Below are 13,385 nucleotides of genomic sequence, written 5' to 3'. Positions count from 1 at the left end.
GGCGGTTACCGCACCTCGAACTGGGCGGGCCCGAAGGGCGACACCAGCCCTGTAGATCTCTGAGCCCCGGCTGGCACCTGGTTCACGGGCCAGGACCTTTCCTGCATCAACTGCTGACACACCAGACGGAGGGAGCAGGCGCTGGCCACTGATGTCCAGCCACTGGGAGCGCCCGAGCGCGGCTCGGCCGGCGAGCACACCCCGAGGTGTTGCGGTGCCGACCGTATCCACTGCAACACCGAGCCCTGTTGCACGCCTGACCTGCGGTGACGGGGCCGGTTCGTCCGGGGCCGTGCTATTGCACCACTATGCTGCAGCGGCCTCACGAGATCCCGGGACCATCGCCGCCCCGGGGTCTCGCACACTCCGCGCCGGACCGTCATGCCCAGTCGATGCCCAGCTCCCGCAGCGCGTCCAGCCGCTCCGCCGTGAGTTTGTCGCGCCAGGCAGTGGTGTTCGAGATCCACACGCCCAGCTTCACCGCCACCGGCCCTGTCTCGCCGTCGGCCGCGATTGGCTTGCTGTGGCCGCGCGGTACAGGCCGGTGGGTGCCTTCCCGTTCCACCCACTGCGCGAGGGCCGCAAGGCCTCGCTGGAGCGCCTGCTGCGCCTTTCTCGTCGTACGAGCGGTTGTCAGGGCGGGAGACGGGGCTTCAGCGGCCTTGATGCCCAGCGCGGTCAGCCGTTCCTGCTGATCGGGGAGGAGTTGTGCTCAGGTGCCCGGTTCCTGTTGCCGCCACCGCCACTTGCCCGTCGTCGCCCTTGAAGACGACGCCCGGCGCGATGTGGGGCAGGTGGCCGTCTGCGTCGACGAGGTCGGCGAGGGCGCGGTAGTGGCACTGCCAGTCCAGCGGCCACGGGCAGTTCCAGTGGCGATGAGCTGCGCCGCGCGTACGGCGGCCCGCTCCGGGGCCTTGCTCAGGCCGATTTTGGCTCCCTTCCGGCTGAGGTTGGCAATGTGCTGCCCGATGGGCACCATCGCCTCGTCCTCGCCCCAGACCGCGTCCTGCCGGGGTACGAGGTGCCCGGTGGCGCGGCGGTGGGAGCGGAGCGCGGCGAGCTGGTTCTCCCACGCCTCTTCGCTTGGTTCCCAGACCATCCCGGCCTCAGGCGCGTCCAGCAGCTCCTTGCGGTGGGGGTCGAGTTCCCCGGCGACCCGTTCTCTGTTCAGATGCGGAAGCTTCTATCCGATCCCGGCGTACAGGCCGATGCTGGCGAGCGTGCCAGCGGTGACGACAGCGAGCGTCCCGTACAACGCCACCCGCCCGAACATCGTGCCACCGGAGAGCCGCGGGCGGTCCAGCAGCAGTAGCCTGCGGGCGACCAGCGTCGGGGCGGCGAGCGCCGCCGTCACAGTGAGCCACCCGCCGAGACCTGCCAGGAGGCCGGTTTCTGTGAGTACCGCCGCGGCCAGGGGTGGCAGGGCGGTTGCGGCGGCTGCCAGCGCAGGGATCCACCACCACGCCTCGCGCCCCGAGAGCCTGCGGCCGAGCCATCCGGCCACGACCAGGAGCGGCATCACGACGCCGACCGTCAGCAGGGCGCAGAGAACAGCTTCGGCCGCCGCAACGAACGGCGCCATCAAGATCGGACCCATCGTGTTGTAGGGACGGTCCGGGCCCTGCTGGGTCAGCCCCCATACGAAGAGCGCGATCGTCCCGATCACTGCCTCGACGAACAGCATCGACATCGAAGCCGTCAGTACCGCGCCGAACCTGTCCCTCACGCGCGCCTGCGTCTGTCCCGGATCCCGCATTTCTGAACGCATTCAAATCCCCTCCCGCTCCGTATCCTCCTCCGTGCGGGACGGGTCTGTGCAACCGGGCCCCTCCGGCGGGCGCCGTCTCGCACCAGAGCCGAGGCCGGGAGCAGGCACCCCCCACACCGAGAGGTGCCGGCGGAGCAGGACCTGTTCCGCCGGACCTTCTTTTGAGGTTCGCGTGGCGCAGCGGGGACAGCCGAGTGCCTCGCCGTTCGCGTGGACCACGGGCCGGATGACGGAGCTTCTGGCAGGAGAAGCGGTTTGCGCACGTCGCCTACCGCCCGGCTGACCGCCGTGGACGAAGAGGCTGTGGGCCTGGCCGACGTCCTGGAGGCCCACCCGGACATCAGCGACGTCACCGACTCCGGCACCCGCGGCGACATCGCCTTCACCGCGGCCGAGGGCACCTGGGTGCCCAACCTCCAGGCCGGCGCCGACGGTGAGGTGTTCCAGAACCCGGCCGGTGCCCCGGCCCCGGCCGACGGCCCCGCCGCCGACGTGCTGCGCACCGTCGTCCTCCCCGCGCTCATGGCCCACCCTGCCTGCCAGGCCGCCACCGCCGACGGCGACACCCTCACGGTCCACCTGGCCACCGGCCGCCACTACACCGTGGTCCTCAGCCCCGCCGCCTGACCCGGCCGGCAACACCACGGGCCGGGCCCCGGCATCGCAACTGCCGGGGCCCGGCCCTCATGCTGCCGCTCACCCCGTAGGAGGGAGCTGTCCAAGACCGCATCCACGGCGATCCGGCGCGCGTACGGTCAGGTGACGACCCGCCGGGAGGACCAGATGAGCGCGCAGCCCGACCACGCACCCGTCGCGCCGTACGCCCCGCGCCCGGGGCGCCGGCCGAACTCCTCGCCCGGCTGCGCGCCGACCCGCGCGCCGACGCTGGGTGCCGGCCTTCGAGCGGGAGTGGGCGGCCGCGCGAGAGGAATCGCGCCGCACGTTCTCCCTCGGTGGGCTGTATGAGGTCGTTCAGGACTGGCAGGGCCGCCTCGCCTCCGCCCCGTCCGCCGACGCGTTCGCCGCCTCCGGCTACGACGACAGCGACTTCATTGACATGGCGCAGCTGCGCGGGCGGCGCCGGTGACCGCACAGCAGCCGTACGCGGTCCGCTTCTCCGCCCCGGCCGCGAAGGTCCTCAACACCCTGCCCGAGCACGTCGAAGACATGGTGTGGGACAGACGGAAGCCACCCGGGCGCCGGCCCGTCCGGCCAGGGCAATACCGACTGCGGCCAGAGTGGAGCGCATCCGCTCGGTGCGCTGGCCGTACCTGCGAGTGAGGCCGGGTATCTGTTCCACGAAGGTCCGCCGGGTGCACATGGTGTTGCAGCAGCGGAACCGCCGCACTCGTAACCGGAGCACGACTCTTCGTCCAGCGCTCGGCGAGTCAGCAGGAAACCGCAGGTAGGAGCTATGCACCCGGGTCGACCAGGCCCCGCACCCTGGGCAGGCGGCGCCGACTGTCGTGCACTGCGCATCAACGCGCACTATCTCGATATTCACGTCTACCGACAGCACCGCGATGTCCGTGACTGACGGGAACAACAGCTCCTTCAGCCGGAGCACGATCTCTTCCACAGCCCGGACTTTCTGCCCAACCACCCTGGCAACGGCTGATTTTCGGGCGAATTCCGGAGCTGCCCGAGACGCCCGGCCATCACTCAGAGTGGCAGCTGCACGGAAGCTGAGCCAGAGCCCGAACTCGTGGACGGAGCCAGCCTGCGGGATGCCATACCGCGATGAGCGTCAGGAGCACGACGCCGTATGGGCCGGGCGGTCGCAGAGGGTGGAGCTCCGTCGGCAGCTGCGCGTTGCGAGTCCTGGCGGTACAACAATCCTGGCACCAACGGTGACACGCCCTGACCCGCCAGGGCCCCTCAGTCCCGGCCCTGTTGCCTCAGTAGCGTCCTGATGTTCTCCTGCGCCTCGGTCATTCCGGCATCGGCGGCCTTCCTGAACCAGAGCTCGGCCTGGGCGAGATCTCCGGTGTGCCAGGAGCGGACTCCCGCGTCGTTCATAGCGGTCAGATTGCCGGCATCGGCGGCCCTCCGTTCCCAGAGTCCCGCCTGGCTCAGGTTTCCGTTTCGTCTGAGCAGGTGTGACAGCCGGAGCATCGCGTCGGACAGACCGGCATCGGCGGCCATCTGGTACCACCGTGCCGCGTCGGCGGTCTCGCCGATCCGTTCAAGCCGGGCCCCCTCCTTGAGTAGCGCTTCCGGGTCGAGAGAACCGGCGTACACCCGGTTCCGGACCAGGGCGAGCTTGCCAACCGTGCGGGTGTTGCGCTGCTCGGGGCGCGGATGCCCTTGGCTGGGCAGCACCCTGGCGAGATGTTCGTGGATAGTCAGCAGAGAGAGGAACTCCGCCGCCTCCGTCGACCCGTGCTGCAGGAGGTTCAGCAGTTCGCCGGTGTAGGCCGTGTACTTCGCCTCGGAGGGCGCGATGGAGGGCCGGTTTGCCGGCGAGGAGGCGAGCGTGCAGGTCCCGGCCGCCTCAAGCTGGCCAGCGACCACCGAGGTGGCCGTGGCCATCGTGTCGATGGCCATCCCGGAGAAGCAGCAGTCCAGGATCAGGACCCGGTTCGCCGCACGGGCCGTGGCCAGCGCGCGGCGCAGCAGGTTGAACGGCAGCCCCGTCCAGGGGATCAGCGAGGGGTCGCTGGAGGTACCGGGAAGCGACAGGTACAGCTCCCCGTCCGGGCCGACCAGGCCGTGGCCGGCGTAGTAGACCAGCAGGAGGTCCTCCGCCTGTGCGGCTGCGGTCACCACCCGGGCGCCGATGACCGCGAGATCGGCCTGGTCGGGCTCCGGTACGCAGTGATCGGGGGCGAGGGCGGGGCCCCAGGGGCCCTGGAGCACCTGTGCGAGGTCGGTGATGTTGTTGCGCACGGCCAGCAGGTCGGGCAGGTCGGGATCGGTATACGCGCTGGAACCCAGTAGCAGGGCCCTGGAGCGCAGCGGGTCCGGCAGGCGCATTCATCGCTCCAGGGTGCGCTGCGGCACAACGTTCGCGCCCGCGCGGCACGGCCGTCCGGGCGTCGGAAGGGGGCGGGTCCGGACAGCCGTGCTATTGCTCCAAGGCATGGCGCAGTACGGCTTCTACGTCCAACACCGGAGCGTCTCGTACGGAAATCTTGACGCTTCGTCCGTCGGGGCCGGTGACCTCGATGTCCGCGGACGGGCGGCGGTGCCTGATCCACACCGCGACCGATGCGGCCAGCACCGCGCCAGCTCCCTGAGCGCCGAGAGCCACAATCAGGATGTCGGCGAGCCCGCCCATCTGCTCGGGCTGCGTCTCGGGCTTCTCGATAGCGGCCTGCCCGCGGAGTTCGTCCTCTCGCGACAGCCAGCCATCCAGCTCGACCAGCTCCGCCGGAGCCCGGTCCCCGGTCAATCGGATTCGTGCCTGCATCGCACTTCCCTTCTCGGCTCTCATCCCCAACGCCGTTCTTCCGTCACGGCTTTCAGGTCGATCAGCGCGTTGGCGTATCCGGCATCTATCGCCCGCTGGCACCACTTTTCCGCCTGGGCCATCTCGCCGAGCCCGGCCAGCAGCAGCCCGAGCATCGCCATCGCCGACCCGTTACCGGCAGCGGCGCTCCTGCGCAGCCACAGCTCCGCCGCCTCCAAATCCTGGTGGTTCCACCTCAGCTGTCCCACCTGGAACATGCCGAACTCGTTTCCCGCCTCGGCGGACCGCAGGTACCACCGCTCCGCCTCGACCAGGTCGCCGCGCTGCTCTGCCAGCGCACCCGCCTTGAACATGGCGAGATCATCACCGGTGTCGCCCGCCCTGCCGTACCACTGCTCTGCTTCGGGCAGTGCACCGCGCCGTTCCAGCACATGGGCCAGCCGCATCATCGCGTGGGAGATCCCGGTGCTCGCGGCTTCCCGGTACCACTGCTCCGCCTCGGCGAATTCCTGCCGCGTTTCCAGCACCGTCCCCAGTAGGTCCATTGCCAGCGGCGCTCCCATCTCGGCCGCTGACCGGAGCCATGGCTCGGCCCCAGCCTCGTCCCCGCGCTCCCCCAACAAAGCGCCCAGCACGATCATCGAACGGAGGTATCCAGCCTCCGCCGCCTGGCGGTGCCAGCGCTCGGCCTCGGCCAGATCCCCCTGCTGCTCGAACAGAGCGCCCAGAGAAAAGGTCGCAGGAAGGTGTCCGACACCGGCGGCCCAGCGCAGCATCCCCTCCGCTTCGGCTGGCTCGCCACGATCCGTCAGCAGGGACGCCAACAAGGTCAGCAGCTCCGCCACGAGCTCGAGCGACTCGTTCTCCGGCGCGTCGCTCGCCTGCGACACGATCTCGGCGGCGTTTCGTACCAGCCGTTCCGCCTCGCCCGGGTCGCCGCGCTGCATTGCAAGCCGCGCGAGATCTCTCAGCGCATTTCCCTGCACCACGGAGTTGCCCGTCGCCTCGGCCGCCTTGCAGAACCACTCCCGTGCCCCGTCCAGCAGGCCCTCCTGGACCAGCAGGCACCCGGTCTTCCACATCGCGTAGGCATCGCCGCCCTCTGACGCCCGGCGATACCACGCGCGGGCGCCCGCGAGGTCGCCGCGCTGCTCAAGGAGGTAACCCATGCCTCCCATCGCATTCACGTCCCCCGCCTCCGCAGCCTTGCCCATCCAGCCCTCAGCCGCCTCTGGTTCTCCCCGGTCCCGCAATAGCTGTCCCAGCCGCGCCATCCCGCCAGGGTGCCCGCCGGCTGCGGCCCGCCGGTACCAGCGCTCGGCGCCGGTGGAGTCTCCCCGTTTCTCCAGCAGCCAACCCAGCCGGATCATCGCCTCCGGATCGCCGCCCTCGGCGGCCGCACGATACTGCTCCTCCACCTGACCCCCCTGTCGGTGTGCGGATGATGCGCGTCGACCACGAGCCAGGCATCCGCCCGGCCAGACGACAACGGTTCAGAGTCCGCACCCTCATACTGCCCGAGAACAGCCGTGCTCATCCGACTTTCGTGCCGACAACGGAGCAGGATCCGCCGACGCGGCACGTCGTCCAACAGCGGTGAGGCGACCGTCTCGCAAAGCGGGACGCTCGATCGACGGAAGCGGGGAGGGCGCCCTGCGAAGTGCGGCGTCGCCCGAGTCAGGGATTGGGTCAGCGTGATGCTAGAAGTAAGGCCCGGCGGGTATGACGACTCCACGTCACGCTTCCTGGCCGTCGTGGTTGCGCAACAGGTTGTCCAACGGGTTGCCCGGCCTGTTGCGCAGCAGGTTGTCAGTGTCTCCGGGCCGGTGACCGCTGCGCCCCTGGTCAGGGGCCGTGGTTCAGCGGGCTGGGTGCGCCGCTCTGCAGAAAGGAGGTCCCTCCTCATTCACCCTCCCCGGGCAAGGGCCGTAAAGACCGTGATCACGCGACCGCGCCGCATTACGTTGATCGCGATTCTGACCACGGACGCGCGCGGGGTGGCCTTGGATGACGGCTCGTAGGTACTGGGCGGGGCTGTGTGGCGCTTGGGGCACTTCTTTTGCCCCTTAGCCGCGCGAGCCACCACTGAAATGGCTCGTTGATAACTGGTGCGGATAACCGTCGCGACATAGCCTCACAGGTTCACGCGACAGGGGGAGAGGCCAAGTGGGGATTTGGGGTTGGATATGGATATCTGTGGAGAACGGCGAGGCGGTGCAGAGGGCGAGAAGGCCCTTCTTCTCAGCTGAAGAGGCGCGAGAGGACTTTGTGGCTTGTCTTCGGCGCACTTCCGTGGTTGACCCGCGCATCAACTCAGTTGCCGACCTGGTCGAGGCTTCGACCCCTCCGACGGCGGTCTCATGGTTCGGGCACGTCTTTTTGATCGCCGAACACGACTCAGACGGCCCCATCATCGATAGAAACTACGGCCGCAAGTACAACGCTGCTTTCGATCACGCCGCCAAATTCAAAAAGCGCCCCAAGGCATGGTAGGCCTCCGCCTCCGGCTCCACTTTACGTCTCCACCGCGGTCTGGTCCGCGGTCCGGGTATGGCCGCTGGGATGCGGCTGTCGAGCCGGATCTGTCCGGCGACCGCCGCGCCCTGGCACCGTGCTGTAGACCGCCGACCCCGGCTGCTCCTGTGTGGCACACAGCCCGTTTCCCCGGGTGAACGGGTGAGGTGTGAGGGTGTGAGCTGTGAGACGAAGGCCTGCGGCAGCGTGCCCCGCTGCTCCTGGTGGTGCTGCTCGCCGCGGTGTGCAGCAGGTTGCAGTACGGGCGGGTGGCAGCAGTCGTCGCGGTAATGCTGCTCGTGACCCTGGTGGTGGTCGCCGGGGTGCAGCGCAGCATTTGCATGGGCCAGGCGGCACACGGGTGCTGCCCGTGTTGGCCGTGACCAGCCCTGCTGCTCCGCGACGGCCGAATGTGGGCGGTGGCGACTGCGCTGCGCGAGGGCTCTGTGTCTTCGCTTTCGGCAAGCGGCGTGCGGGGGCGTGCACCGCGAACCAGGAGTGGGTGCCCAGGTGATCGCGTTCCTGATCGACGTAGTGGGGGCCTCTTGGTCCCCGATTTCGGCGGGAAACGGCGGACAAGGGCTCAGGCTCGCGCCTTCGCTGAGGGCGGTGAGGTCCTCTTCGAGGCATGTGTCCTCGGCGACCGCCCGTATTGCAGTCCGGTCGTAGTCTTCCTCGCGGCCTCCAGAACTGCTCTGCACGTATCGCCCACCGAGGTAAAGACGCTCGCGCGTCGCGCTTTGCCGACCGAACATATCGAGATACGCCAGATCCGCAGGCGGACTCGATCAGACCCTCGGATCATCCGTCCCTTCTGGAGCATCGCCGAGTGTCACGATGGGAGCGTCGACTTCGTGGTCGCCTGCGCACCTGAGCACATGTGCTATTTCACCGGGTCGCTCGGAACAGAAGGCCCCGGACTGAACACCAGAGCTGCCGACTGACTTCGATGGTCAGCTGGCTGATCAGAGGAAGATCCCTGCGATGTGGAGTCCGGCCAGGTAGATGGTGGCGGTTTTCTCGTAGCGGGTGGCGATTCCTCGTCATTGTTTGAGGCGGTTGATGCATCGCTCGACGGTGTTGCGCTGTTTGTAGGTCTCGCGGTCGAAGGCCGGTGGCTTTCCGCCCCGGCTCCCGCGACGCAGTCGATGGCTGCGTTGGTCTGCCGGGAACGGGGATTACTGCCCGGATGCCGCGCTTGCGCAGGTGTTCTCGGATTGCGCGGGACGAATAGGCATTGTTGGCCAGGACCATGGTCGGCCTGGTGCGAGGTCGTCCTCGCGGTCGGGGGATGCGCACGCGGGCCATGACGTCCGTGAAGGCGGGCGCATCCCCGGCCTGGCCTGCGGTGAGGTGGAAGGCCAGCGGTCGGCAGCGGCCGTCGGCGGCAAGGTGGATCTTCGTAGTCAGTCCGCCGCGCGACCGGATGGCATGGTCGGCGGGTTCACCTGCCGGAGCCCCGTTACCGTTTTCGTGGCCCCGCAATGGGGTGCCCGGTCTCCGGGGCCGGCATGACTTGAGCCCCTTGTCGATCATGATCGAAAAAGTGGTGTCACCGGGCCGGGAGGCATTGGCAGACCGCTGATCAGGGGCATGACCGCTCGCCGAGCTCGTCGAGTGAAGCAGGCCTTCGTAACGTGGATGCCGGCACGCTGGTGCCGCAAGCGGGACCGGGCAGGGATCCCTGGGGGGGCTTGTGCACCACGAAGGCGAGATCGACGTCTACCTCGGTCTGGATGTCGGCAAGGGCGAGCATCACGGCACCGCCCTCACTCCCGCGGGCAAGAAGGTATTCGACAAACCGCTGCCGAACAGCGAACCCCGGCTGCGTGAGCTGTTCGAGGAACTCCAGGCCAAACACGGAAAGATGCTGGTCGTGGTGGACCAGCCGGCCTCGATCGGCGCCCTGCCGCTGGCTGTGGCCCGCGATGCCGGCTGCCGTGTCGCCTACCTTCCGGGGCTGACGATGCGGCGGATCGCCGACCTCTACCCCGGCGAGTCGAAGACCGACGCCCGGGACGCTGCGGTCATTGCCGATGCCGCCCGGACCATGCCGCACACTCTGCGGGACCTGGCGCCGGACGGCGAGACCGTGGCCGAGCTGAACATGATCACAGGCTTCGATGACGACCTGGCTGGCGAGGTCACCCGTACCAAGAACCGTCTGCGCGGGCTGCTGACTCAGATCCATCCCTCGCTCGAGCGGGTCCTGGGCCCCCGCCTGGACCACCCGGCAGTCCGGTTCCTGCTCGAACGTCACGGCTCACCAGCACAGTTACGGAAAGCCGGCAGGCGACGACTGATATCCATGCTGCGGCCCAGGGCCCCGCGCATGGCGGACCGGCTCGTCGAGGACATCTTCGACGCGCTCGACTAGCAGACCGTCGTCGTGCCGGGCACCGATGCCGCGGCGCTGATCGTCCCCAGCCTGGCCGCCTCGTTCACCGCCGTGCTCGACCAGCGCCGACTCCTCGCCGCCAGGATCGAGGAGCTGCTGGAGGCGCACCCTCTTTCGCAGGTCCTGACCTCCATGCCCGGCATCGGGGTCAGGACCGCAGCCCGCATCCTTATCGACGTCGGTGACGGCAGCAGCTTCGCCACCGCCGGCCATCTCGCCGCCTACGCCGGCCTGGCACCCGCCACCCGCCGGTCCGGCTCCTCCATCCGCGGCGAGCACCCAGCCCCGCGAGGCAACAAACAGCTCAAGCGAGCCTTCTACCTCGCCGCGTTCGCCTCACCTTCACAGCCGGCCTCACGCGCCTACTACTACAGGAAACGCCGCGAGGGGAAACACCACGTCGCGGCCCTCGTCTGCCTCGCCCGACGCCGCATCGATGTCCTCTTCGCCATGCTCCGCGACGGCACCCTCTACGAACCGCCCAAGATCGCTACCGCTCGACGAAAACCATAGGGGCACCTTTTGATGCGCGGCCACTCGTGCGCGATCCAACGGGCGATCTCCGGCTCGTTCCCCTCGACCGCCCGCCGCTCGGGCCGTTGCAGGCTCCATCCCCGTTCGATGCGATGGCCACCGGCCGGTGGGAGCTCGCGGACGCGGTGTGGCAGGAGACCGACCTTCTCCTGTGGAAGCCGCATGCGGCCTGGTTCAGCGTCAACGCCTTCTACGTGCCCGACGGGGACGGACGCCGACTGCGGAACTGGTACGTCAACTTCGAGCACCCCACCCGCCGTACCGAGGCCGGGTTCGACACCTTCGACCTCACCGTGGACCTGGTGGTCACGCCCGACCTCACCCGCTGGGAGTGGAAGGACGAAGACGAGTACGCCCACGTGCGGCGGCTCGGCATCGTCTCCGACACGGAACACCGAGCCGTCGACGCTGCCCGCAGCGAGGTCCTGGCGATGCTCGCCGAACCCGCCGGGGTCTTCGCGCAGGCGGAGCGGTGGGCGGCTTGGAGGTGGGAGCCGACCTGGCCCACGCCGTGCCTTCCCCGGCCTGTGACGGCTGCGGAGAGGGGCGCACCGGAAGGAGGCTGAACCGTTGGTTGGAGGGTTGCGCCCGGCGGGGGGACCGGCGGTGCGACCGGGGGTGGGAGCCTGGCACATCGGTCCCGCTGCACGAAGCCATCGCCGGGCCGCTGGGGTAGGCGGAGCAGACCGACCCGGCGTGGCTTCGGTCTTCGCTATGCACCCCGCCCCGGCCCGCGCGGTTGTCCGGAAGCAAGACGCCGACAGCCCGCCCTTGGGGGAGACAGACCCGTGCCCGACACCACCGCACGCAGCTCGTCCTCACCACTGCACGAGGCACGGTGCAGCGCCTGCGCACTGTCCACGACCCGACCGGCACCCTCGACACACACCTCCCGCTCGATCGCGGCTACGCCCGCTTCCTCGCGGTCCAGACCCCGGACGCCACCCCGGTGACCACGACCAGGACGACGCGGCGGGAGCACGACCAGCGACACCCACGTCGTGCGCTACGACCCCCACGGGCTGATCGAGGCCGAACTCCCGCTGGATCGCGCCCCGTACGAAGCACTCGTCACCGCGGTGCTCGCGTGGAAGGACCCGGACCTCGAACCCCGCGACTACGAGCAGATCGCGCTCCGACTCACCGGCCACGCCCGCGCCATCGCCTCCGACGTCCGCCACCGCGCCGACCAGCTGCCCAGGAGCAGCGGGCCCGGGCACTCGCCGACATCGTTCTGGCCGAAGCGGAAGGCCGGCTGTCCTCGAAACTGGAGGGCACCGTGCGCTGCGTCCAGAACCGCGCCCGCCTCGTCCGCGCCCTCTGCGAACGCCTGGACCGTCTGGAGACCGCGCCTGCCCCGGAGAAGGTTGCACCGAGCAGCGGCTGAACCGTTGGCCGGACAGTTGCCTCCAGCGGTGTTCCGCAGATGTGACCGAAGGTGTGGGCCCCTCGAATCGGACACCGCCTGGCTTTGTTCACGAGTCGTGGCTCCGGTCCACATTTTTTGTGGTGCGTTCACGCCCGGTGATGTGGCTGAGATTGCGTCGGTTCGGTTGGTGCCGAGATCTATGCTCAGACGCATGATCGGTTGCTTCTGCGACCTCTTCGTGTGTCTGACCTCGACGTTTTCGTCGAGCTTCATACTGACCCGCTGGTCAACCGCTTCGTCGGAGCTTTCTCGCGTCAACAGGCGCTGGAACGACTCACTGGGATCGAGCGGCAGTGGGATGAACGAGGTCATGGTCTGTGCGCCATTGAGCTCAAGTCGAGCGGCGCATTCGTCGGTCGAAGCGGTCTGCAGTACTGGGAACAGTTCGATGAAGTGGAACTGGGTTGGACTCTCCGAGCGGATCACTGGGGGCACGGGTATGCGACCGAGGCCGCTCTGTCGTGTCTGGACTGGGGTTTTGCCGCGCTTGAAAACGACTACTTCACGGCTCTCATGCGGCCGGGCAACGAGGCATCGGTGAAGGTGGCCGAGCGTCTGGGGTTCTCGCCGCGTCGCGAGGACCAACTGCAGGGCAGCCCAGTCACGGTGTATGCCCTGGATCGCCCAACCGGTCTGCCCTCTCGTTGATCCTCCGCATGAGTCACGAGAGCAGGACTTTCTTCCTCAACAGGGCGAATCCTGCGCGGCCGAACATCAGCCGCAGCCGCCTGTCAGGGCGCGGCTGGCCGTCGAGGTAGCCTGCGGTCACGTCTCAGCCGACCTGGCCTGTGCTCACTCAGCTGAGGTTGTCGTTCGACGGAGAGTCTCGGGTCATGCGCACATTGGGCAGTTTCCCTCGCCAGAGCTCTCGCTCGCCTGTGGCCTTGAATCCGTAGCGCTCGTAGAAGCGGACCGCTCGTTCGTTGTAATCAGTGACCCAAAGACGCACCGGTGTGCTTCCCACCCAGGCGAGGAACTCACTCATCAATCGGCCTCCGACGCCTTGGCCCTGGGCTTCGTTCAGGAGATACATTGGCCCGAGGGTGACCACCTCGTCCCGACGGCCGCAGAGGAAGCCGACGATCTCCGTATCCAAGCGGACGACACGGCAAAACAACAGGTCTGGTTGTTGCTTCACCGCCTCGATGAACTCCCGCCACTGTGTGACCCCTTCCGCGGTCGCGGCGGCGCCGCGCTGTTCACGGATCCATGTCTCATCGATCCCCGCTTCGTCATTGAGATACGTCTGCAGCCAGGCCCTCAACTGCACAGGCCCCAGAGAAGCGGCGTCTTCGGCATGGGGGGCTTCGATCACGTGGGTCATGGCGGC

Annotated in this window: 11 protein-coding genes and 4 pseudogenes; 7 read left to right on the top strand and 8 right to left on the bottom strand. The window is 68.5% G+C overall.

Annotated features, from left to right (window positions below; genetic code table 11):
- Positions 1-379 precede the first annotated feature (379 nt).
- Positions 380-1,153, bottom strand: a pseudogene (locus ACWCPY_RS29345) (helicase associated domain-containing protein); the annotation flags it as partial.
- Between the two features lie 30 nt (positions 1,154-1,183).
- Positions 1,184-1,726, bottom strand: a complete 543-nt coding sequence (locus tag ACWCPY_RS29340) for a hypothetical protein (protein ID WP_451269948.1) — start codon at positions 1,724-1,726, stop codon at positions 1,184-1,186.
- A gap of 297 nt (positions 1,727-2,023) precedes the next feature.
- On the opposite strand from ACWCPY_RS29340, the gene ACWCPY_RS29335 reads away from it, so the two are divergent.
- Both ACWCPY_RS29335 and ACWCPY_RS29330 read left to right on the top strand, forming a co-directional pair.
- Positions 2,024-2,395, top strand: a complete 372-nt coding sequence (locus ACWCPY_RS29335; protein WP_451269947.1) for a hypothetical protein — start codon at positions 2,024-2,026, stop codon at positions 2,393-2,395.
- Between the two features lie 156 nt (positions 2,396-2,551).
- Positions 2,552-2,855 (top strand): annotated as a pseudogene (locus ACWCPY_RS29330) (DUF6247 family protein).
- Between the two features lie 51 nt (positions 2,856-2,906).
- Here the strand turns inward: ACWCPY_RS29330 and ACWCPY_RS29325 are convergent.
- From ACWCPY_RS29325 to ACWCPY_RS29310, 4 genes are all read right to left on the bottom strand, one after another.
- A complete protein-coding gene (locus ACWCPY_RS29325; protein WP_451269982.1) occupies positions 2,907-3,257 on the bottom strand; it encodes a transposase family protein in 351 nt (116 codons plus the stop codon).
- A 389-nt stretch (positions 3,258-3,646) separates the two neighbouring features.
- The gene (locus tag ACWCPY_RS29320) at positions 3,647-4,744 is read right to left on the bottom strand and encodes a caspase, EACC1-associated type (RefSeq protein ID WP_451269945.1); all 1,098 of its coding nucleotides are present in this window, start codon (positions 4,742-4,744) and stop codon (positions 3,647-3,649) included.
- 91 nt (positions 4,745-4,835) lie between these two features.
- Positions 4,836-5,180 (bottom strand): effector-associated constant component EACC1, encoded by a 345-nt coding sequence (locus ACWCPY_RS29315; protein WP_451269943.1) that lies wholly within the window; start codon positions 5,178-5,180, stop codon positions 4,836-4,838.
- Between the two features lie 20 nt (positions 5,181-5,200).
- Positions 5,201-6,598, bottom strand: coding sequence for a tetratricopeptide repeat protein (locus ACWCPY_RS29310; protein ID WP_451269941.1), 1,398 nt, complete (start codon positions 6,596-6,598; stop codon positions 5,201-5,203).
- Between the two features lie 778 nt (positions 6,599-7,376).
- Here ACWCPY_RS29310 and ACWCPY_RS29305 point away from each other — a divergent pair.
- Complete coding sequence (locus ACWCPY_RS29305; protein WP_451269939.1) at positions 7,377-7,673, top strand: hypothetical protein; 297 nt, start codon at positions 7,377-7,379, stop codon at positions 7,671-7,673.
- 909 nt (positions 7,674-8,582) lie between these two features.
- On the opposite strand, the gene ACWCPY_RS29300 is transcribed toward ACWCPY_RS29305, so the two are convergent.
- The gene (locus tag ACWCPY_RS29300; RefSeq protein ID WP_451269937.1) at positions 8,583-9,230 is read right to left on the bottom strand and encodes a transposase; all 648 of its coding nucleotides are present in this window, start codon (positions 9,228-9,230) and stop codon (positions 8,583-8,585) included.
- 160 nt (positions 9,231-9,390) lie between these two features.
- Between ACWCPY_RS29300 and ACWCPY_RS29295 the strand changes: the two are divergent.
- From ACWCPY_RS29295 to ACWCPY_RS29280, 4 genes and pseudogenes are all read left to right on the top strand, one after another.
- Positions 9,391-10,605 (top strand): annotated as a pseudogene (locus ACWCPY_RS29295) (IS110 family transposase).
- Between the two features lie 113 nt (positions 10,606-10,718).
- Entirely contained in the window at positions 10,719-11,192 is a 474-nt protein-coding gene (locus ACWCPY_RS29290) for a DUF402 domain-containing protein (protein ID WP_451269935.1), read from the top strand.
- A 435-nt stretch (positions 11,193-11,627) separates the two neighbouring features.
- Positions 11,628-12,013, top strand: a pseudogene (locus ACWCPY_RS29285) (DUF6415 family natural product biosynthesis protein).
- Positions 12,014-12,214: 201 nt separating this feature from the next.
- Positions 12,215-12,703 carry a GNAT family N-acetyltransferase gene (locus tag ACWCPY_RS29280; protein WP_451269933.1) on the top strand — a complete coding sequence of 163 codons (489 nt, stop codon included), beginning with the start codon at positions 12,215-12,217 and terminating at the stop codon, positions 12,701-12,703.
- A 148-nt stretch (positions 12,704-12,851) separates the two neighbouring features.
- On the opposite strand, the gene ACWCPY_RS29275 is transcribed toward ACWCPY_RS29280, so the two are convergent.
- Positions 12,852-13,379 (bottom strand): GNAT family N-acetyltransferase, encoded by a 528-nt coding sequence (locus ACWCPY_RS29275; protein ID WP_451269931.1) that lies wholly within the window; start codon positions 13,377-13,379, stop codon positions 12,852-12,854.
- Positions 13,380-13,385 lie beyond the last annotated feature (6 nt).

Source organism: Streptomyces sp. NPDC002403 (assembly GCF_053593015.1).
Note: the sequence above shows the minus strand (reverse complement) of the source record. Positions and strands in the feature narration are given on the sequence as shown.

Excerpts from the sequence above, each read along its gene's own strand:
- ACWCPY_RS29275 (WP_451269931.1), bottom strand. The coding sequence starts at position 13,379 with ATGACCCACGTGATCGAAGCCCCCCATGCCGAAGACGCCGCTTCTCTG.
- ACWCPY_RS29315 (WP_451269943.1), bottom strand. The coding sequence starts at position 5,180 with ATGCAGGCACGAATCCGATTGACCGGGGACCGGGCTCCGGCGGAGCTG.
- ACWCPY_RS29300 (WP_451269937.1), bottom strand. The coding sequence starts at position 9,230 with ATGATCGACAAGGGGCTCAAGTCATGCCGGCCCCGGAGACCGGGCACC.
- ACWCPY_RS29320 (WP_451269945.1), bottom strand. The coding sequence starts at position 4,744 with ATGCGCCTGCCGGACCCGCTGCGCTCCAGGGCCCTGCTACTGGGTTCC.
- ACWCPY_RS29290 (WP_451269935.1), top strand. The coding sequence starts at position 10,719 with ATGGCCACCGGCCGGTGGGAGCTCGCGGACGCGGTGTGGCAGGAGACC.